This is a genomic window from Ensifer sp. ENS02 (assembly GCF_014851885.1).
In the GTDB taxonomy this organism is placed as follows: domain Bacteria; phylum Pseudomonadota; class Alphaproteobacteria; order Rhizobiales; family Rhizobiaceae; genus Ensifer; species Ensifer adhaerens.
Genome location: NZ_JACVAO010000006.1, coordinates 215,782 through 236,562, shown reverse-complemented (window position 1 = coordinate 236,562; position 20,781 = coordinate 215,782). Strand labels below are relative to the sequence as shown.

16 protein-coding genes and 1 tRNA gene are annotated in these 20,781 nt (G+C 64.0%); 6 read left to right on the top strand and 11 right to left on the bottom strand.

Annotated features, from left to right (window positions below):
• The first annotated feature begins 116 nt into the window (after positions 1-116).
• On the top strand, positions 117-947 hold the full coding sequence (locus tag IB262_RS14845; RefSeq protein ID WP_090294898.1) for a DUF937 domain-containing protein: 831 nt from the start codon (positions 117-119) through the stop codon (positions 945-947).
• Between the two features lie 301 nt (positions 948-1,248).
• Here IB262_RS14845 and IB262_RS14840 read toward each other — a convergent pair whose 3' ends face one another.
• Positions 1,249-1,545, bottom strand: coding sequence for a DUF1127 domain-containing protein (locus IB262_RS14840; RefSeq protein WP_034800920.1), 297 nt, complete (start codon positions 1,543-1,545; stop codon positions 1,249-1,251).
• A gap of 207 nt (positions 1,546-1,752) precedes the next feature.
• Here IB262_RS14840 and IB262_RS14835 point away from each other — a divergent pair, with 207 nt between their 5' ends.
• A complete protein-coding gene (locus IB262_RS14835) occupies positions 1,753-2,703 on the top strand; it encodes a LysR substrate-binding domain-containing protein (RefSeq protein WP_034800917.1) in 951 nt (316 codons plus the stop codon).
• Between the two features lie 91 nt (positions 2,704-2,794).
• Here IB262_RS14835 and katA read toward each other — a convergent pair whose 3' ends face one another.
• Positions 2,795-4,279 carry a catalase KatA gene (katA, locus tag IB262_RS14830; protein ID WP_090294900.1) on the bottom strand — a complete coding sequence of 495 codons (1,485 nt, stop codon included), beginning with the start codon at positions 4,277-4,279 and terminating at the stop codon, positions 2,795-2,797.
• Between the two features lie 183 nt (positions 4,280-4,462).
• Between katA and IB262_RS14825 the strand changes: the two genes are divergently transcribed.
• Positions 4,463-5,374, top strand: coding sequence for a hydrogen peroxide-inducible genes activator (locus IB262_RS14825; RefSeq protein ID WP_060602049.1), 912 nt, complete (start codon positions 4,463-4,465; stop codon positions 5,372-5,374).
• A 12-nt stretch (positions 5,375-5,386) separates the two neighbouring features.
• Here the strand turns inward: IB262_RS14825 and IB262_RS14820 are convergent, their stop codons facing one another.
• The 5 genes from IB262_RS14820 to IB262_RS14800 all read right to left on the bottom strand — a co-directional run bounded on the left by IB262_RS14820 (position 5,387) and on the right by IB262_RS14800 (position 10,776).
• On the bottom strand, positions 5,387-6,262 hold the full coding sequence (locus IB262_RS14820; protein ID WP_034800909.1) for a dienelactone hydrolase family protein: 876 nt from the start codon (positions 6,260-6,262) through the stop codon (positions 5,387-5,389).
• Between the two features lie 149 nt (positions 6,263-6,411).
• Positions 6,412-7,440, bottom strand: coding sequence for an alcohol dehydrogenase AdhP (gene adhP / locus IB262_RS14815; RefSeq protein WP_060602043.1), 1,029 nt, complete (start codon positions 7,438-7,440; stop codon positions 6,412-6,414).
• Positions 7,441-7,582: 142 nt separating this feature from the next.
• Positions 7,583-7,999 carry an MAPEG family protein gene (locus IB262_RS14810; protein ID WP_090294904.1) on the bottom strand — a complete coding sequence of 139 codons (417 nt, stop codon included), beginning with the start codon at positions 7,997-7,999 and terminating at the stop codon, positions 7,583-7,585.
• A gap of 83 nt (positions 8,000-8,082) precedes the next feature.
• Positions 8,083-9,585: an IMP dehydrogenase gene (gene guaB / locus IB262_RS14805; protein WP_034800902.1), complete on the bottom strand. Its 1,503-nt coding sequence runs from the start codon at positions 9,583-9,585 to the stop codon at positions 8,083-8,085.
• A gap of 204 nt (positions 9,586-9,789) precedes the next feature.
• Positions 9,790-10,776, bottom strand: coding sequence for an MBL fold metallo-hydrolase (locus IB262_RS14800; RefSeq protein ID WP_244546717.1), 987 nt, complete (start codon positions 10,774-10,776; stop codon positions 9,790-9,792).
• A gap of 186 nt (positions 10,777-10,962) precedes the next feature.
• Between IB262_RS14800 and IB262_RS14795 the strand changes: the two genes are divergently transcribed.
• Entirely contained in the window at positions 10,963-12,372 is a 1,410-nt protein-coding gene (locus tag IB262_RS14795) for a DHA2 family efflux MFS transporter permease subunit (protein ID WP_034800899.1), read from the top strand.
• Positions 12,373-12,423: 51 nt separating this feature from the next.
• Here IB262_RS14795 and IB262_RS14790 read toward each other — a convergent pair whose 3' ends face one another.
• From IB262_RS14790 to IB262_RS14775, 4 genes are all read right to left on the bottom strand, one after another.
• The gene (locus IB262_RS14790) at positions 12,424-14,190 is read right to left on the bottom strand and encodes a penicillin-binding protein 2 (protein WP_034800896.1); all 1,767 of its coding nucleotides are present in this window, start codon (positions 14,188-14,190) and stop codon (positions 12,424-12,426) included.
• Between the two features lie 298 nt (positions 14,191-14,488).
• A complete protein-coding gene (locus tag IB262_RS14785; protein ID WP_090294905.1) occupies positions 14,489-14,869 on the bottom strand; it encodes a VOC family protein in 381 nt (126 codons plus the stop codon).
• 1 nt (position 14,870) lies between these two features.
• Positions 14,871-15,608: an RlmE family RNA methyltransferase gene (locus tag IB262_RS14780; RefSeq protein ID WP_034800892.1), complete on the bottom strand. Its 738-nt coding sequence runs from the start codon at positions 15,606-15,608 to the stop codon at positions 14,871-14,873.
• Complete coding sequence (locus tag IB262_RS14775) at positions 15,605-17,194, bottom strand: Ppx/GppA phosphatase family protein (RefSeq protein WP_060516471.1); 1,590 nt, start codon at positions 17,192-17,194, stop codon at positions 15,605-15,607. Before IB262_RS14775 ends, IB262_RS14780 begins: the two co-directional genes overlap by 4 nt.
• A gap of 317 nt (positions 17,195-17,511) precedes the next feature.
• On the opposite strand from IB262_RS14775, the gene IB262_RS14770 reads away from it, so the two are divergent.
• Positions 17,512-17,585, top strand: a tRNA-Gln gene (locus tag IB262_RS14770).
• Positions 17,586-17,798: 213 nt separating this feature from the next.
• A complete protein-coding gene (locus tag IB262_RS14765) occupies positions 17,799-20,777 on the top strand; it encodes an AAA family ATPase (protein WP_110818513.1) in 2,979 nt (992 codons plus the stop codon).
• The last annotated feature ends 4 nt before the right edge of the window (positions 20,778-20,781 follow it).

Sequence of the window (20,781 nt, the reverse complement as noted above, 5' to 3'; positions counted from 1 at the left end):
GGGGCGCGGCGCTCGTCGCGGCCCTCTCAAAAAGCGGTTCCCAGTCCCTGATTTCCCGTTATAGTGCAAGGATATGCGTCGCTTAGAGCGCCGCGCGTCCATAAAGGGGAACTGGGATGGCACCGCTTTTCGACATGTTCGCGCAGGCGCAGAACGGCAAGGCCATCGAGCTGATGGCGCAACAGTTCGGCATCGCCCAGGAGCAGATGACGAAGGCGACGGCGGCGCTGCTGCCGGCCTTCTCAGCGGCCTTCAAGCGCAACACCGCCAACCCCTACGACTTCGGCGCCTTGCTGACGGCGCTCGGCAGCGGCAACTACGCCAAATACTTCGAAGACATGAGCCAGGCCTTCACGCCGCAGGGCATGGCCGACGGCAACGGCGTTCTCGGGCAACTGTTCGGCTCGAAGGAAATGTCGCGCGCGATCGCCGCACAGGCGGCCCAGGTCACCGGCGTCAGCCAGGAGATCTACAAGCAGATGCTGCCTGTGATGGCCGATACGCTGATGGGCGGGCTGTTCAAGCAGACAACCGGGCAATTTGCCGCCGCAAGCGATGCCTTTGCCAACAACCCGATGGCGACCGCGATGCGGCAATGGATGGAAGCGGCCGGTTTCGCCAAGAAGCCGGAACCGCAGCCGAACCCGTTCGACAACCCCTTCACCCAGGCGATGCAGGGCTTCTTCGGCATGGCCCCGAAGAAGGAAGAGAAGCCGAAGACAGCCGACGTCTTTGCCGACAACCCCTTCGTCAAGGCGTTTCAGGACATGATGCAGGCGGGTGCCGCCGGCGCGCAGAAGCCGGCACCCGACAATCCGGCGCTGGCCCAATTCTCCCAGGTCATGAACAGCATGTTCGACACCGGGCTGGAGATGCAGAAAGAATACCAGAAGAACGTCGAGGCGCTGTTCGACCTTTACAAGACCGGGCCCGGCACGAAGAGCTGAGGCCAAGCCTCCCCGTCAGCACATCCCGCGCCTCCATCGGACGCAGCGATCGCCCGCGCGTGTGGGCGTCAGCGCGTTGTTTCGAACAGCTTCGGAAAGAAAAAGGCCCGGTGCATGTCTTGGTCATGCACCGGGCCAAGCGGCAGGGTCTATTGGCTCTACCCTGCGGGGAACGTTTGGGCGCGCGACCGTTGAGGTCAGCGGCACCGAATTTCGCAGCATGACCCGCGGCGGCGGCAGGCTTTCGCGGATCATGCTCGACTGGCACATCTCAAGCGGCGGGATGCGCCATTGGGGACGATCAGTCGTGGCGGGCCCCTTTGTAGAAGAGGCTCGCCCGGTTTCGCGACGCGCGTGTCAGGTAACTCGCCGGATTGTCGAAGAAGGGCGAGGTAATCGCCTCGCGCACATCTTCGCGTTTCAGCCCCATGTCGAGGAGCTGGCGGTCATCCAGGTCGTTCAGACGGCCGATCGCATAGCGATTTCGGAGGAGCTGCCATACGGACGTTAGCATGCCTGTCACGCCGACGGCGCGGGAGGCATAGGACTGCGTTCCGGCAACGAGGTCGAGATCGAGGGCGTGCTGTGTCGTGCGCATGACAATTTCTCCTTTCAGGCACGAAGAGGCCCATCCCCTGCGGGGAGATCAAACGCAGGGGCGGGCCAAAGAGTTTGGGATTCGCCGGCGAAATTGCCGGCCGGGGATCGATGAATTTGCTTCCGATAGATCGCAAATCCTTATTGATCAGTCCAACGAATGTTTTTAATGATATTCATCAAACAATCTTATGGATGCATTACGGCCATGTCCGCACCCCTTGATATCGATCAGCTCCAGACCTTTGTCGCGATCGCCGACACGGGCAGCTTCACCAAGGCGGCCGACCGGGTCTTCAAGACCCAATCCGCCGTTTCCATGCAGATGCGCCGCCTGGAAGAGCGCATCGGCAAGGCGCTGTTCATGAAGGACGGCCGCGGCAACCGGCTGACAGTCGAAGGCGACCGGCTGCTCAATTTCGCGCGCCGGATGATCCGCCTCAACAACGAGGCGATCGCTTCCTTCGACGACAATCGCCTCGAAGGCACGCTCCGGATCGGCACGCCCGACGACTATGCCGACCGCTACATGCCCGAGATCATCATGCGTTTTGCCAAGACGCATCCGAATGTCGAGCTTTACATCATCTGCGAGCCCTCCGTGGACCTCGCCGAGAAGATGGCCAAGGGCGACCTCGACATCGCGCTCGTCACGCACAATCCGCGTGCCCGCGCGTCGGACGTGGTGCGGACCGAACCGCTCTGCTGGGTGAGCTCGATCAACCACCCGCTGCCCGAGAACGCACCGATCCCGCTTGCTGTCGGCCGGCGCGACTGTCTGTGGCGCCAGGCGGCCTGCGCCGCGCTCGATGCGACGGGTCGGGAGTACCAGATCCTGTTCACCAGCTGGTCGTCGACGGTCGTCGCCGCCGCGGTGCTGGCCGGCATGGCCGTCTCTGTCCTGCCGGAATCGGCGCTTCGTCCCGGCATGAAGGTGCTGACGCTTGCGGACGGCTTCCCGGCCTTGGCGCCGGTGCAGATCGGCATCATGAAGCGTCCGGGCCTTTCGCCCTCGCTTTCGAACGCGATCAGCAACCACATCACCGCCTGCCTCGACAACATCACGCCGATCAGCGCCAACGACGACCTCGAGGCCGACATCAAGGGCTTCCCGCGTTATCCGCGCCTCCGGCAGAGCCATATGCTGCCGGGCTGGTAAGAGCTGCAGAAAGCGGAAAAGGCCACGCACCAAGCCGGTGCGTGGCCTTTTTTTGTCCAGAGATCAGCACGCGGCCGACTCGATACCGAGTCTATTCGGCTGCCGCGCCGACAGCGTCGGCTTCGTAGCCGTGGGCCGCGTGAAGGGCGGCGCGCACACCGGCCTCATAGTCCGGGTGGACGCGCTTGAAGTGCGCAAGCTGGCGCTCGACGATCGGCCCCGGCACGCCGCCCATCGCCGCGGCGATGTTGGAGAACAGGCGCGCCTTCTGGCCGGCATCGAAGAGGTTGAAGAGCGCACGCGGCTGGACGTAGTCGTCGTTGCCTTCGCGGTGGTCGTAGCGGGCCATGTCGCCGCTGATGCGTAGCGGCGGTTCCATCGCGGAGGGCTGCTCGACCGGGCCGTTGAACGAATTCGGCTCGTAATAGGCACTCGGATTGCCGGTCTGAATGCCGCCGAACGTGTTCATCTGGCCATCGCGGTGATAGTGATGCACCGGGCATTTCGGCCGGTTGACCGGAATGTGCTCGTAATGCGTTCCGAGCCGGTAGCGGTGGGCGTCGGCATAGGAGAACAACCGGGCCTGCAGCATCTTGTCCGGCGAAAAGCCGATGCCGGGCACGATGTTGGACGGCGAGAAGGCGGCGTTCTCGACCTCGGCGAAATAGTTCTCCGGGTTACGATTGAGCTCCAGCACGCCGACCTCGATCGGCGGATAGTCTGCATGCGGCCAGACCTTGGTGACGTCGTAGGGATCATAGGCCGTCTTCTCGGCTTCGAGCTCGGGCATGATCTGCACCTGCAGCGTCCAACGCGGATAGTTACCCTCTTCGATCGCGCCATAGAGCGCTTCCTGGTAGCTTTCGCGCGTCCGGCCGATCACGTCTGCCGCCTCGGCGTTGGTGTAGTGCTTGTGGCCGTGCTGGGTCTTGAAGTGGAACTTGACCCAATAGCGCTCGCCGGCGTCGTTCCAGAACGAGAAGGTGTGCGAGCCGTAGCCGTTCATGTGCAGCGGCGACACCGGACATCCGCGATCTGACATCAGGATCGTGACCTGATGCAGGCTTTCCGGCGACAGCGACCAGAAATCCCACATCGCGGTCGCCGAACGCAGGTTGGTCTTCGGGTGGCGCTTCTGGGTGTGGATGAAGTCCGGGAACTTGTAAGCGTCGCGAACGAAGAAGATCGGCGTGTTGTTGCCGACGAGGTCCCAATTGCCCTCGGGCGTATAGAATTTCAGCGCGAAGCCGCGCACGTCGCGCTCGGCGTCGGCAGCACCCAGTTCACCGGCAACAGTCGAGAACCGCGCCAGCATCGGCGTCTCGGCGCCGGGCTGCAAAACCTTGGCCTTGGTGTATTTCGAGATGTCGCCGGTGATCTTCAGCGTGCCATAGGCGCCCCAACCCTTGGCGTGTACGGCGCGCTCGGGAATGCGCTCGCGGTTTTGATGCGACAGCTTCTCGATAAGCTGATAGTCCTGCATCATGACGCCGCCGCGCGGGCCGGCCGTCAGCGAATTCTGGTTGTCCGGCACCGGGGCTCCGGCACTCGTCGTCAATATGGGTCGATCAGACATCGCGTCCTCCTGTCAAAGGTTTCGCGTCCGGGTGGTCGCACAGGACCGACGGCAGCCGTGGCGACTGCCGGCCGCAAACTGCGCGGCGATCAAAGCCCGAACGCTCTGGCAAGAGGTTTTTCCCACGGCGCTTCGATAATCTCCAATTGCATAAAAATTAAAAATCGATAAGATTTTCCTATCATGCTTACACTCAGACAGATGCGCTATTTCGATGCGCTCGCCTCCGCTCGCCACTTCGGCAAGGCGGCCGAACTCGTCCATGTCAGCCAGCCGGCGCTCTCCGCCCAGATCATGGAAATGGAGAACCACTTGGGCGTGAAGCTGGTGGAGCGCAGCCGCAGCGGCGTTCTCTTGACCCGCAAGGGCGAAGAGGTTTTGGCCCGTACCCGCGCCATCCTCTCTGAGGTGGATCAGCTGGAGTTGAGCGCGCGCGCCAGTTCCGGCACGCTCGAAGGGCGGATCCGCATCGGCGTCATCCCGACGCTTGCCCCCTACCTCGTGCCGCGGCTGGTGCCGCACCTGCGCCAGGTCTACCCGGCAATCGAGATCGAACTGAAGGAATCGGTGACATCAAGACTGGTCGCCGATCTCGGCGAGGGCCTGCTCGACGCCGTCGTCGCCGCCTTGCCGATCGAGGCCGACGGACTTTCGACGAAGCCGCTCTTTTCCGACCGCTTCTACATGGCAATGGCGGACGACGAGCGAAACATCCTGATGTCGCCGCTGACTGAAGACCAGGTGGATGTCGAACAGTTGCTCCTGCTCGAAGAGGGCCATTGCCTGCGCGATCAGGCGCTCGCCGTCTGCAGCACGGCCGGCAAGCGCCGTCTCGTCTCGTTCGGCGCGACCTCGATGACGACGCTCCTGCAGATGGTCGCCAACGGCATGGGCATGACGCTCATCCCCGAGATCGCGATCGCGACCGAGGCGGCGCGCAACTCCATCCGCATCGTACCCTTCGCCGCGCCTGAACCGGCGCGCGAGATCGGGCTTATCTGGCGGCGCAGCAGCCCGCGCGAGCGCGACATGGAAGCGCTCGCAGCGGCGATCAGCGGCTGCGCCGACGATATTCTCCAGGCGGCAGCGGCCTGAGCGTAGCAGCGCTCAGGCGAGCTTGGCCTTCAGGAACTCGACCGTCCGGCTCCAGGCGAGATCGGCCGCGGCCTTGTCATACCGCGCTGCCGAGGTGTCGTTGTTGAAGGCGTGGTTGACGCCGTCATAGACATAGATCGTCGCGTCCTTGCCGTTGTCTTTCAGCGCCTTCTGATAGGCGTCGATGCCGGCATTGATGCGTTCGTCGAGGCCTGCATAGTGCAGCAGCAGCGCCGCCTTGATCTTCGGCACGTCCTCGGCCTTGGGCTGCGCACCATAATAGGCGACGCCAGCCTTCAGATCCGGGGATCCGACCGCGAGCCGGTTGACGAGACCGCCGCCCCAGCAGAAGCCGATGGCGCCGACCTTGCCGGTCGATTGCGCGTGTCCTTCCAGAAACGCCACGGTCGCCGCCGCATTCGCGGTCGTTGCCGCCGCATCGAGCGCACCGATCATTTCGCGCGCCTTGTCCTCGTCCGTCGGCGTGCCGCCCGCAGGCGACAGGAAATCCGGCGCCAGCGCCAGGAAGCCTTCGAGCGCCATGCGCCGCGCGACGTCGCGGATATGCGGGTTCAGCCCGCGGTTCTCATGGATGACGATGACCGCCGGCAGCTTGCCGCTCACCTCTGCCGGACGAACGAGATAGCCTTTCATATCGCCGGCAGCGCCGGGATAGGTGATGTCCTCGCCGGTCACCCGGGTGTCGTTTGCAGCCACGATCTCCGCCTTGGCACCATTGGCCGCCAGCAGCGGCGCGATCGCCGCGGCCGCAGCCGCGGAACCGGCGAGACCGGTGAGCTTTTCCATGAAGCGACGGCGATCGAGGGTCAGATGCGTGTACTCGTCATAGGCGTCGATCATCGCCTGCGTGATTTTCGGTTCCTGCATGCCAGCCTCCTTCGGTTCTTATCTCCCGCGGCGGCAGACAGAACCGCCCGCGACAGAATAGGTCGGCGGGCGGTCTGGAACATACAAACTTGCGTTACTGCCGCGTGTTTCCTTTCGCCCTCACAGGTCGAGGGTCCCACGCACACCGATCAGCCGTTGAGGTCGAGCACGATGCGACCGTCGATCTTGCCTTCCTCCATGCGCTTGAAGATGGCGTTGATGTTCTCGATCTTGTCCCAGGTGAAGTGCGAGGCGACCTTGCCTTCACCGGCGAACTCGAGCGATTCCTCCAGATCCTGCCGCGTCCCGACGATCGAGCCGCGGATGGTGATGCGCTTCAGAACCGTATCGAAGATTGGCAGGCACATCTGGCCGGGCGGCAGGCCGACCAGCGCCATGGTTCCCTTGGAGCGGAGCATGTTGAAGGCCTGCTCCATCGCCTTGGGCGCGACGGCCGTCACCAGGGCACCATGCACGCCCCCGGTCGCATCTCGCACCTGCTCGACCGCATCCTTGTCGCGCGCATCGACGACGAGGTCGGCACCGAGTTTTCGGGCAAGCTCCAGCTTGTCCGGGAAGATATCGACGGCGGCGACATGCATGCCCATGGCCTTGGCATATTGCACCGCCATGTGCCCGAGTCCGCCGATGCCCGAGATCAGCGCCCATTCGCCCGGACGCACTTCGGTTTCCTTCAAGCCCTTGTAGACGGTGACGCCGGCGCAAAGGATGGGGGCCGCGGGCCCGAATTCGAGCTTTGCCGGCAGGCGGCCGACGAAGTCAGGATCGGCGAGGCCGTATTGCGCAAACGTGCCGTTGACGGAATAACCGGTGTTCTGCTGGCTGCCGCAGAGCGTTTCCCATCCGGTGCGGCAAGGCGTGCAGCCGCCGCAGGCGGTGTGCAGCCACGGAACGCCGACGCGGTCGCCTTCCTTCAGCCGCGCAACGCCGCTGCCGAGCTTGGCGACATAGCCGACGCCTTCATGTCCGGGGATGAAGGGCGGCTTCGGCTTGACTGGCCAGTCGCCGTTGGCGGCGTGCAGGTCCGTGTGGCAGACGCCCGTCGCCTCGTATTTGATCAGCACCTGGCCGGGACCCGGCTCCGGTATCGGCACATCCTCGATTACCAGCGGCTTGCCGAATTCGCGCACCACGGCGGCTTTCATCGTTGCGGTCATCTCGTCCTCCGATGCGTTGTTGCCCAACGCCGGAGAGACTACGCGCAAAAGCGGCATCGGGTAATTGATACGCATCAAGACGGGAAGATGAAGGCGCAGACTGTCTCAGATCTGCGTCAGAATGGCGGTGCGCCTATCCGGATCAGCTCATCGCCATCCAGACGGCAAGCCACACCCACATCGCAAACAGCGTTGCAACACCGCCCATGAACAGCGGGCGCCGGTAGCGGAGGCGATTGCTGGTGACATGCACGAAGGCGTGCACATAGCGCAGGGCAACGAAGAGCCAGGCAAGAGCGAGGGAGACGATGTTGTCGGCCTCGGTGATGTAGAGCAGCACGCAGCAGAGGTAGAAGAGAACCGGCAGCTCGAACTGGTTGGCGATGCTGTTCTTCACCACCAGGCTTTCGCCCGGCTCGTCACGGTTTTCGCGAAACTGGCCGGCATTCGCCTTACCGGCGCGCACCAGGCCCATCCGGCGGAAGGAGAGAAGAGCATAGAGGCAGAAGACGAGGAAGACATGAGCCACGATCGGCCAGAAAATCTCGAAACCCGTCATTACGCTACTCCCTCAAACACGCTTACTCTGAAATAGCGAAGGGCGCCGCGCGATGGCGCGGCGCCCTTCGAATGCAATCGCAATCAGTGCGCGCCCGGGTAGTTCGGGCTTTCGCGAGTGATCGTCACGTCATGGGCGTGGCTTTCGCGCAGGCCCGCGCCGGAGATGCGCACGAACTGGGCGCGCTCCTGGTATTCCTTGATCGTCGGGCCGCCGACATAACCCATGGAGGCCTTGAGGCCGCCCGCGAGCTGGTGCAGGACGCCTGCGACCGGACCCTTGTAGGGGACCTGGCCTTCGATGCCCTCGGGAACCAGCTTCAGCGTGTCGCGCACTTCCGCCTGGAAGTAGCGGTCCGCCGAGCCGCGCGCCATGGCGCCAACGGAGCCCATGCCGCGATAGGCCTTGAAGGAGCGGCCCTGGTAGAGGAACACTTCGCCCGGGCTTTCATCGGTGCCGGCAAGCAGCGAGCCGATCATGACGGCCGAAGCACCGGCGGCGATCGCCTTGGCAAGGTCGCCAGAGAACTTGATGCCGCCATCGGCGATGACAGGAATGCCGGCCGCCTGGGCGGCTTCGACGGCGCCCATGATCGCAGCGAGCTGCGGCACGCCGACACCGGCGACGATGCGCGTGGTGCAGATCGAGCCCGGGCCGATACCGACCTTGACCGCATCCGCACCGGCATCGATCAACGCCTTGGTGCCGGAGGCAGTCGCGACGTTGCCGGCCATGATGCGAACCGAGTTCGAGAGTTTCTTGACGCGGGCGACCGCGTCGAGAACGCGCTGCGAGTGACCATGGGCGGTGTCGACGACGATCAGGTCGACGCCGGCATCGATCAGTCGCTCGGCGCGCTCAAAGCCGTCATCGCCGACCGAGATGGCGGCGGCGGCACGAAGGCGGCCCTGCGCATCCTTGGAGGCGTTCGGGTTCAGCTGTGCCTTCTCGATATCCTTTACGGTGATGAGACCGACGCAACGGCCGTCGCCGTCGACCACGAGCAGCTTTTCGATGCGATGGGCGTGCAGCAGGCGCTTCGCTTCCTGCTGGTCGACGCTTTCCTTGACCGTGACCAGGTTCTCATGGGTCATGAGTTCGTGGATCTTCTGGTTCGGATCAGAGGCGAAACGAACGTCGCGGTTGGTGAGGATACCGACGAGGCGGCCCTGCTTCTGGCCACCGGCACCGCCGTTTTCAACGACCGGGATGCCGGAAATGCCATGCTGCTTCATCAGGCCGAGCGCATCGGCGAGCTTGGCGTCGGGACCGATGGTCACCGGATTGACGACCATGCCGCTTTCGAACTTTTTGACCTGGCGAACCTCTTCGGCCTGCTCGGCCGGCGTCAGGTTGCGGTGGATGACGCCGATGCCGCCGGCCTGCGCCATGGCGATTGCGAGACGCCCTTCGGTCACCGTGTCCATGGCCGACGACAGGATCGGCAGGTTCAGGTCGATGTCCTGGGCAATGGTGGTCGCGATGTTGGTCTGACCCGGCATGACTTCGGAATGCCCGGGCAGGAGCAGGACGTCGTCGAAGGTCAAAGCCTCCAGACCAGTTGCCGTTTCGATGATGCGCGCCATGGCCAATTCCCTTCAAATAGCGAAAATCCCCGGGGACGGGCTGCGATTTGTCCACCGGGCGACTTCAAAGCGTGTCTTGGAAGTTGGCGAGGGCTCGTAACACGGATATGTCAGGATGAAAATAGCCAAAGCCGGGAAATGTCCCGCCGTCGGCCGATATTTGTTGCAGAGCAGCAATTTCGCGCGAAGAGGCGCGGCAACCGATCAGATATCGAGCTGATAGCTTGCAGGCACGAAACGGTAACCCTCGCCCTGCTTCTCGACGAAACCGACCGCAGGAAACGGCATGTGGTAGCCGATAAAGGGCAGCCGTTCGCTGGCGATCATGTCGAACACCCGGCGGCGCGTCTCTGCTGCCTTCGCCTTGTCCATGTCGAAGCGCACTTCCCAGTCCGGCCGCTGCAGCGACAACACATAGTGGTTGGCGGTATCGGCCGTCAGCATCAGCGCTTTGCCGTCGGAATCGAGACGGAACACCATGTGCCCCGGCGAATGGCCGAAGGCGGCAATGGCCGAAATGCCCGGAACGACCGCGGCACCGTCGCCGATGAAGGTGGTCTTTTCCGCAAGCGGCACGACCTTTTCCAGCACGGCCTTGTGACCGTTTTCTGCTGGCGTGCCGGCGCGCGCCGGATCTTTCCAGAAGGCGTATTCGACTTCGCCCATCACATAGCGGGCATTGGCGAAGGCCGGTTTTTCGGCCTCCATGAGGCCGCCGATGTGATCGCCATGCATATGGGTTACCACGACAACCGAGACCTGCTCCGGCGAATAGCCGGCAGCGCGGATCCCGTCGAGCAGGCGGCCAGCGCCGGTCTCCCGACCGCCCTCGCCCATGCCGGTATCGAAGAGCACGAGGTCCGATCCGGTATCGACAAGAACCGGCGAATAGCTGTTGAGCAGCGCATCGGTCGGCAGGAAGTTCTGCTGCAGCAGTTCGGCCACCGCCTGTTGCGGCTGGTTGGTGCCGTAGGTCTCGTGCGGCTTGTCGCTGACGCGAGTGCCGTCATTGACGACAACGATCTTGAACGCGCCAAGCTTGAGCATTCTTGTCGGAGGGCTGGCTTTCATGCCGGTGTTTTCCGATTTTTCCTGAGCGACTGCAATGCCCGTCATCAGCGAGGGCGCTGCGAGCACGCCGAGCGTTCCCGCTCCCATCAAGGTCCTGCGCTTCATCGACATTTCACTCATGGTTCGTTTCCGCTTTCTGTTGGATCCGTTGCCATCGGCGGCAACTCGGCCAGAACTAGCGTCTTGACAGCAAAGGCCAGTCGGGATCACAGGCTTTTGATCCGCAATCACCGGTTTTGCCCCGACAAAAGCCATGACCGGCATTATTAGCTTCTGCTTATCGCTGACCGTCCGAAGCATCGTTTCATGAACCGTATCGTCCCGATGATCCTTGCCGTCGCTCTTTTCATGGAGCAGATGGACTCGACCGTGATTTCCACGTCGCTGCCGGCAATCGCCCGCGACATCGGCGTCGGGCCGATCACGCTGAAGTTGGCGCTGACCGCTTACATGGTGGCGCTGGCGATCTTCATCCCCTTGAGCGGCTGGATGGCCGACCGCTTCGGCGCCAAGAGGATCTTTCGCGCGGCGATCCTGGTCTTCATTGCCGGATCGATCTTCTGCGCCATTTCGAACAGCCTGCCCGCCTTCGTCTTCTCCCGGTTCCTGCAGGGAATGGGCGGCGCGATGATGACGCCGGTCGCTCGCCTCGTGCTGGTTCGCGGGACACCGCGCAGCGAACTGGTGTCGGCCATGGCACTGTTGACGATCCCCGCGCTCGTGGGTCCGCTTGCCGGACCGCCGCTCGGTGGCTTCATCACCACCTACTTCTCCTGGCACTGGATCTTCCTGATCAACGTGCCCGTGGGCATCGCCGGCTACATCCTGTCGGGCATCTACCTGCCGAAGATGGAGCCGCTCGATCCGCCGCCGGTCGACGTGCTGGGCTTCCTGCTCGGCGGGATTGCTGCCTCCGGCATCGTCTTCGGCCTGTCGGTGATCAGCCTGCCTGCCCTGCCCCCCGTTGTCGGCATCGCCTCGGTAGCGATCGGCCTTGTTTCGGCCCTGCTCTACATCCGCCATGCGCGGCGTCATCCGGCCCCGGTCCTCGACCTGAAGCTCTTCCGCGACAACGCCTTTCGCGCCGCTTCGATCGGCGGCACGATCTTCCGCATCTCGGTCGGCGCCGTTCCCTTCCTGATGCCGCTGATGCTGCAGGTGGGGTTCGGCCTCAATCCGTTCCAGTCCGGCCTCATCACGTTCATCGGCGCGGTCGGCGCGATTACCACGAAGTTCTACGCGCGGCGCGTTCTGGCCTTTGCCGGCTTCCGTACCACGCTCATCATCGCTGCGATCATTGCGGCGATCACCACCTTCGCCAACGGCTTCTTCACGCCGGAGACGCCCTATCTGGTGCTGATCACTATCCTCCTGATCGCCGGCTTTGCGCGCTCGTTCTTCTTCACCAGCGTCAACGCGCTGTCTTTTGCCGATATCGACGATGCGGATGCCAGCAAGGCGACCTCGATGAGCGCGGTGCTGCAACAGATCAGCCTGGCGCTCGGCGTTGCGGTCGCCGGCGCGATCCTCGAAATCGAGACGAAGCTCAGCGGCGGCCCGTTGCAGCTCGACGATTTCCACACCGCTTTCATGATCATCGCCGCCGCCAACCTGATCGCGGCGATCCCGTTCCTCACCATGGCGAAGAACGCCGGCTCCTCCGTGTCGGGACACCGGCTGCCGGCGCGCGAAGTCGAGACGGCTGCGGGGAAATGATCCCTTGGGCACCGACTGATCGACGGTGCCTTCCCAGCAACGGTGCCGGCCTTAGTAGTTGGCCAGCCACTGTTCGGCGCCCAGGTCTCCAAACCGGGGCTTCACCCCAAGGAGCGGCGCAGACCGACCGATGATCGACTTGACCATCGGAGCGGCGTTGGCCGCGGCCGTCCGCCCGCCGTTTTCTCCGGTTTTCGGCGCGTCGATGATCGACAGCACGATGTATTTGGGCTTATCCATCGGGAAGGCCGCAAGGAAGGCGTTGAAGTTGATGTCCTTGGCATAGCGGCCGTTGATGACCTTGTCGGCCGTGCCGGTCTTGCCGCCGACATGGAAGCCTTCCACCTGCGCCCGCCTGCCGGAGCCCTTCACGCCGTTCCAGTTGTAGAGGAAGCGCATGTCGGCGCTGGTCGTTTCCTTGATCACCCTTTGCGAGACGAACTTCGTTTCCTCCGGCGAGCGCGGCAGGAAGGTCGGCGGGATCAGGTGTCCGCCATTCATCAGCGCCGCGGCGGCGACGGCCGTCTGCAACGGCGTGGTCGCCACGCCGTGACCGAAGGAGATCGTCACTGAATTGATCTTCTTCCACGTGCGCGGTTGGGTCGGGATGGCGACCCCCGGCATTTCGGTTTGCATGCGGGACAGGAGGCCCATCTTCGTCAGGAACTGCTGGTGACCTTCGATCCCGACCATGTCGGCAACCGCCGCGGTGCCGATGTTGGAGGAGTACTGGAAGACCTCCGGGATCGATAGCGGACGGTTCTTGCCCTTGAAGTCCTTGATGGTGAAGCCGCCCATGCGGATCGGCCGCGACGCGTCGACGACCGAGTTCAGGTTGACCTTGCCCGCGTCGAGGCCCATCGCCAGCGTGAAGCTCTTGAAGGTCGAGCCCATCTCGAACGTGGCGTTGCTCATCCGGTTGAACCAGCCCTTTTCGTACTCCTTGTCGACGCCGCCGCCAGGCAAGGTTCGCGAGGGTTCGTTCGGATCGTAGTCGGGTACCGAGGCCATGGCGAGCACCTCACCGGTCTCTGCATCGAGAACCACAGCGCCGGCCGCCTCGGCCTCATAGTCGGTCATCGCGTTGGCGACCACTTCGCGCACGATGTTCTGGACGCGCAGATCGATCGACAGCCGCACAGGCTCGAGCGAGGCGTTGCTGGTAAGGCCAGCGGCCCGCAGATCGGCAAAGCCCTGCTGGTCGAGATAGCGCTCGATGCCGGCCAGCCCCTGGTTGTCGACATTGACGTGACCGAGGATGTGCGAAGCGGTGACGCCGCCGGGATAGAAACGGCGCTTTTCCGGGCGGAAGCCGATGCCGGGTATGCCGAGCGCCAGAATGTCCGACTGCTGCTTCGGCGTGAGCTGGCGTCGCAGCCACTGGAATGCCGATCCGGACTGGAGCTTGCGGTGCGTATCGCGCCAATCGAGATTGGGGATCACGGTCGCGAGCTTCTCGACGACCTCGTCGGCGTCGACGATCTTGCGCGGTTCCGCATAGAGCGACATCGTGTTGAGATCGGTCGCCAAGAGATGGCCGTTGCGGTCGACGATATCCGGGCGAGAGGCGATGACATGGCCGCTGCCGCCGATCGACGCGGTTTCGGCCGGCGCCGACAGGCCATATTGAACCAGCCGCCCGCCGACGACGAGAAAGACGACGGCAAAGCCGGCGATCAGGATCCCCACCCGCTGCCGCGCCTGGTTCCTGCGGCCGGCGCTGGTGCCGATGATCACCCCCGGCTTGCCGGCACCATTCCTCTTGACGGAAAAATGCGCGCGGCTTCTGAGCCGAACGGCAAGCGAAATCATCGACATCCAGGTACTTCCACATGCAGCCAACCGGGCACGTGCTCGACCCGTCGCCAATCGTCGATCGGCAGCCAGCGCTCGGTGAAATTTAAACCTTAGGAGGTCCTAATGGACCAGATAGTAACACCAGAGTTGCACTCAACTGGTTAATGGCCGATTAACCACGATGCGCCGTCTTTGGGGGGACCGGGTTTTGGAGGGCGATCAGGAGTGCGGCCGATCGGCACAAGCCGGCCTGGCCCCGTGGCGCCTGCGTGCTTTCGCCATCAGGAAATCGTTGGAAACTCGGCGCCCAAGCGGCAGGTTACTCCGGCCGCTCGCAGACGGCGGCGATCTTGTTGCCGTCGTGATCGCGAACCCAGGCACCATAAAAATTTGCGTGAAACGGGCGTAGGCCCGGCGCACCCTCGTCCGTGCCGCCATTGGCAAGGGCTGCGGCATGAAAAGCGTCGACGGCGGCGCGGGTCTCGGCGGCAAGCGCGATGCTCACGCCATTGCCATAGGTGGCAGGCGCGCGGTCGAAGGGCGTCACAACCCAAAAGCGGATGCGATCGCCCTCAGCGCCATAGCCGATCTCGGTCTCGTCCCGGCGCTGCCGGTGGTAGCCAAGGGTCGGCATTACCGCATCGTAGAACGCACCGGCGCGTGTCAGATCGTTGCTGCCGACGGTGACGTAAAGCAGCATGTTATTTGGCCGCTTCGTCTTCGGTTTCCGTTTCGCTGCCGGCCTGCTGGCGCCCCTTGAAATCCTTGGCAAGCAGGAACATCTCGACCGATTCGGCGCGCGAGGAGGCCGGCTTCACATGGATGACCTGACGGAAATTCTGCTTGAGCATGTTGAGCAGCTCGCGCTCGGTGCCGCCCTGGAAGGTCTTCGCCAGGAAGTGCCCGCCCTTGGCCAGCACGTCGACGGCGAAATAGGCCGCGACCTCGCACAGATGCATGGTGCGCAGGTGGTCGGTCTGGCGGTGGCCGGTCGTCGGCGCCGCCATGTCGGAGATCACCAGATCAGGTGTTCCGCCGATCGCTTCCATCAGCTTGCCCGGCGCTTCCGGATCGAGAAAATCCATCTGAAGAATGCGCACGCCCGGAAGAGGGTCGACCTCGAGGAAGTCGATCGCCGCAACGCGCGGATCGGTATCGGTGGAGTTGGTGACCTTGGCGGCAATCTGCGACCAGCTGCCGGGGGCAGCGCCCAAGTCGATGATGCGGCGCGCGCCGCTCAGGATCTTGTGCTTCTCGTCGATCTCCAGGAGCTTGAACGCCGCGCGGGCGCGGTAGCCCTCGAGCTGCGCCCGCTGCACATAGGGGTCGTTGATGTGGCGCTCGATCCAGCGGCGGGAGGATGCCTTGAGCTTGCCCTTCTTGACCTTCTGGCCAAGCTTGCGGCCGCTACGGTTGGCGCCGACGGGGGGTTTCGTCATGGTTTGTTTCCTTCGTGGCTGCCGGAGGCATTGGAACCGCGCTGGTGGCGGCGCGGCCGCGAGCGGCGCCAGGCGCCGTCGTCCGCCATCATATCGGTGAGCAGGCCTTCGCGCAGGCCACGATCGGCAACCCGCATGCGGGTCGACGGCCAGCGCCGGCGGATCGCTTCGAGGATGGCGCAGCCGGCAAGCACCAGATCGGCGCGATCAGGGCCGATGCAGGGATTGGCGGCGCGCGCGTCGAAATCCCAGGAGAGAAGCCGCGCCTGCATGGCCGAGACTTCGTCGTCCGTCAGCCACAGGCCATCGACGCGGCGGCGATCATAGCGCGGCAAGTCGAGATGCACGCCGGCAAGCGTCGTCACCGTGCCTGACGTGCCGATCAGGTGGAAACCGCTGCCCGACGTGCCGTTCGCCAGAGCTTCGACAGGCGGGCTGTCGAAGCGGGAAAGCATGCCTTCCACTTCCTGCACCATCGCCTCGAAGCTTGCCGGCGTCACATGCTGGCCGCCATGGCGCTCCGAAAGCGTCACGACGCCGACCGGCAGCGAGGTCCAGTGGGTGATGTGGTTGGCGAGCCGGTTCGAGCGCGAATCACCGATGCGGATGACGGCGATCTCGGACGAGCCGCCGCCGATATCGAAGAGCACGACCGAGCGCGTCTCGCGATCCACCAGCGACGAGCAGCCGGAAACGGCAAGCCGTGCCTCGGTTTCGCGGTTGATGATTTCGAGATCGAGACCGGTTTCGCTCGCAACCCGCTCAAGGAAGCTTTCACCGTTTTCAGCCGCGCGGGCAGCCTCCGTCGCAATCAGGCGGCTGCGGCGAATGGTACGGGCGCCGAGCTTCGACGCGCAGATCTTCAGCGCCTCGACGGCACGCTCCATCGCCTCGTCCGACAGCCGGCCGCTGGCACCGAGCCCTTCGCCGAGACGGACGATGCGCGAGAAGGCGTCGACCACCCGGAACTGGCCGGGACGGGTCGGCTGAGCGATCAACAGACGGCAATTGTTGGTGCCGAGATCAAGTGCGGCATAGAGCGGCGCGGGCGGTTCGCTAGCAGCGATATAGGGTGCACGCGGTTGTTCGCCGCGATTGCCCGAACGCGGCTGTGCGCCCGCCTGACCGCCGCCGGCGGCAGAAGTCTGCCGCGCATTGCCGCCGCCATCGGCGCCACGCTGCTGCGCCGGCTGGCGCTCGCCGCTCGTCAGCGGGCGCCCCTGGAGCCCGCGGCGGTGCTTGGCCTTCTTGCTGCGCTTGTGGCCCTTGCGTTCGCCAAGCGACGCATCGACGACCTGAACGCCGCTGCTTTGCGACGCGGATCCGGCCTGAGCCTGCTGTTTTGCTGATTTCGAACGACGCCGCCGCTTGCGCTTGCGCGCCGGCTCCGTTTCGTTCTCTCCTGCGGGACGCCCTGCCAAACCGGCTGCGCCGGACTGGCTGGCAATTGCAGACGGCGAAGCAGACGACTTGCGTCGTTTACGCTTGCCCTTGCCGTTGCGCGGACCGAGCTTCGATCCATCACTGCGGCCTGCTGCCGACGCCCCGGATTCGGACGGCTTATCGCCGTGATCGGGGTCTTTCACTTGTTTCAACCATGGCGCCGCGCAAGGCCTTAGGGCCGCTCAAGGCGCTCTCTCGATTTTTCGTTGGCGCGACTGTACCAGCGCAACCCCCATTCGCCAAACTTTTTTTGAGAACCGGCTTGTGCACAACAAAGGCGTCGGGCGCCCGAACCCAGCAAACACACCGGGTTGAGCACCTGGGTCCCTGTTCCGGCCACCCTCGATGGCTGCGATCTCACTTCAGCCGCGATTTTTTTTGCAAAAGGTATTTGCATCAGCCGCCGATTTGTTTATAAGCCCGCCAACCACACCGACGGGCTTCGCTCCGACGGCGGCTTTGGGGAATAGGTTAACGGTAGACCCACGGACTCTGACTCCGTTAGTCCTGGTTCGAATCCAGGTTCCCCAGCCAATCTTCTCTCTTTAAATCCTTGATTTTCAGATCGCGCTGGATGTCGCTTTGACATCATTGGCGGCCCGATACGGCGCCGAAATCCCTGCCCACCGTAAGCTCCGTCACCTCTGAGGTAGGAATATTAGGATATTCTGCCCCATGGTCGCTTGCCTATGCGTGGCAAATGGAGTGGGATGTGGTCAACTCGGCTGACGTTGGGCGATGGCGAGAATGAAGGGGTCCGATTCGCAAATTCAGCTCGGCGGCGAAAGGCGCCAGGTGACGGCGGTTTTCTACGATATCGTCGGTTCGACCGAGCTGTTGCTCAGCAACGACCCGGAGAAATACCTCCGCTCCATCGCCAGTCTCCACAACAGTTCGGAAGACATCATTCGCCGCCATGGGGGCAATCTTAGCCGGCGGCTTGGCGACGGCGGATGCGGCTACTTCGGCTATCCGGCGCAGGTCGAGGACGCAGCCGAAATGGCCGTCCAGGCGGCTCTGGAGCTCATTGAGATGGCGACCCGGCAAAGCCACCGCCCGCGCACGGTACCCTTCAAGTTGCGCGTCGGCGTCGCAACCAGCGTCGTCGTCCTCTCCTCCGACGGCAAGGATATTGTCGGCACCGCACCGATACTGGCGGCGCGGCTTCAGGCGGAAGCGCAGCCTGATACGGTCCTTGTTGCCGAGGCAACCTACCAGCTCACTCGAAACAGGTTCGACTATACTTTCTTGCGCGACGCCGCTCTCAAGGGCTTCTCTGAACCGTCGGCGCTGTGGCAGCCTCTTGCCAGAAGCCCCGGATCTCTCCGCGACCGGTCGAACCCGGCGCGCGGCGCGCCGATGGGCGGGCGCGAGAAAGAACTGGCGCGGCTCACAATCGAGTGGAACGCCGCAAGCAGCGGCGCCGGCAGATCGGTCGCCGTCACCGGGGAAGCCGGTATCGGCAAGTCCCGGCTCGTCGCCGAACTGCGCCGCTCGCTCGGGCGCGAAAACGATGCCGATATTCTTCTGCAATGCGATGCACGGATGACCGGCGAGCCCATGCAGCCGCTGATCGGCTTTCTGGAAGCAAGCGTGGGAAAGGATGTCCTGCAGCGCGGCAACGCACCGCAACTGCGGGAGGCCCTGCACGGCATAGGGCTTCCCGTCGATGAGCGCGCGGCGCGCGCGATCGCCACGTTTACCGGCGGCGATTCGCGACGCAAGGCCGGCAATATCCAGGTTGCCGATCTCTCCGGCGAGGCGTTCCGAAAGGATGTCATCCGGGCGGCCGTGCAGATCCTGTGCGCCGGCGAGGCGGCCAAGCTCATCGTGATCGAGGACGTGCACTGGGCCGACAGCATGACCCTGACGATGCTCGAGCACCTGGTGAGCCACGCTCGCCATCGTCCGGTTCTCGTGGTCCAGACCTCGCGTGGACCGACGGCGGTTGCAGCCGCCGAAAGCCTGCCCCTCCAAGGCCTCGGAACCGCGGCGATGAAGAGCCTAGTCGCCTCCGTATGGGGCGGCGCGCCACCCGCAGGCCTAGTGTCCTTCATTCTGCAGCAATGCGACGGACTGCCGCTTTATGCCAAGGAGCTCGCGCTTCTGCTTCGCAGCCGGCATTCCGTCGCGCCTGCCGCCGCCAGCTGGACGAAGCTGCTCGTCGAAGAAGGCGTTTCGTCGCTGAACGATCTCCTAGCCGTCAAGCTCGCGAAGGTTGGAAGCGCGCGCCGCGTTGCCCAACTGGCAAGCGTCATCGGCAGGGAGTTCAGCGTCAGCCTGCTCAATCGGCTGCTCGATGGCGCAGCGGCAGCCTCGCTCGAAGCGGACCTTGCCGCACTCGTCGCGCATGGCGTGATCGAACAAGGCGCCACATCCAACGACGCCTTCCAGTTCCGCCACGTGCTGCAGCACGAGGCGACCTATGGCAGCCTGCTTCGCACCGACCGGCGCAGGTTCCACAAACGCATCGCCCAATTGCTAAGCGAGGAGGACGTGCCGAGCGTGCCGCCAGCCGTGGCCGCCTGGCAATGCGCCGAAGCTGGCCTCCATCTCCAGGCGGCGCAATTTGCAATGAAGGCGGCGGAGGCGTGCGTCCTGCGATCGGCGATGCGCGAGGCCCGCCAGTCGCTCGATCTTTGCGCCCGCGAGATTGCGGCGATGCGGCGGCACGTGGATCGCCGTCCGTTCCTGCTGGACCTGCTGCAGCTTCAGGGCGTCGTGGCGACGGCGCTCGAGGGCGAAGGGTCGCAACTGGCCCGCCGGACCTACGCGCGCGCCATTTCACTGCTCAAGCGCGACGGCTCCGCCAACCGCGAAGAGCGCCTGCCGCTTTATTGGGGCTGGTGGTTCACCGCTCCGAACATTTCTCTGCAACAATCGCGGGCGCGCGTGCTGGTGAGCGACATGGAGGGCGCCCGGGATCCCGAAACGCGGCTTCAAGCTTATCATTGCGGCTGGGCGACGAGCTTCCATGCAGGCCATCACGACTACTGCCTGGACTGCGTCGGCAAGGGCATCGCCCTATATGACGCGGAACGGGCGCTTCGCAATCGCGCCTTCTACGGCGGCCACGACGCCAAGGTCTGCGGCCTTGGCGAAAGCGCCTTGTCCTACCTTCTGACGGACGCACACGAACCGAGCGAGGCGGCCATCCGGCAATGCCTGGAGTGGGCCGACAGGACGGAGCATGTCGGCAGCATGGTGCATGCGCTCTACTACGGAATCGTGTTGCGTCGCTGCCAGCAGCGATATGAAGACGTGCACAGCCTCGGCGAACGCATGCTGGCGCTCGCCGACGAAAATGGCCTGGTGGCGAGCCAGGCGCGCGCCAATATGTACTGCGGCTGGGCGGAAGCCATGGCCTCGTCACCGGAGCGGGGCGCTGCGCGCTTCGAGGAAGGGCTGCGCCTCCAAAAGCTCACGGGGACCGACGACAATCTGTCGATCCACAGCGACATGCACTCCGAGATCCTGGAACGCATGGGAGATCCCGGAGCGGCGGTCGTCCCGATCGAGAACGCCATCGCGCTTGGCCGCAAGAGCGGCCAATGGTTCTGGCTTGCGGAGCTCTACCGGCGAAGGGCGCATCTGCGGCTGGCGCTCGGCGACGCTCCTGCGCGGGCACGGCGCGACCTGCGATATGCCTTGCAATCGGCCGAGACGCAGGGCGCCGAATGGCTGGCCAAGCGCGCCGGGCACGATTTGCGACATCACTTCGGCTAGTCGG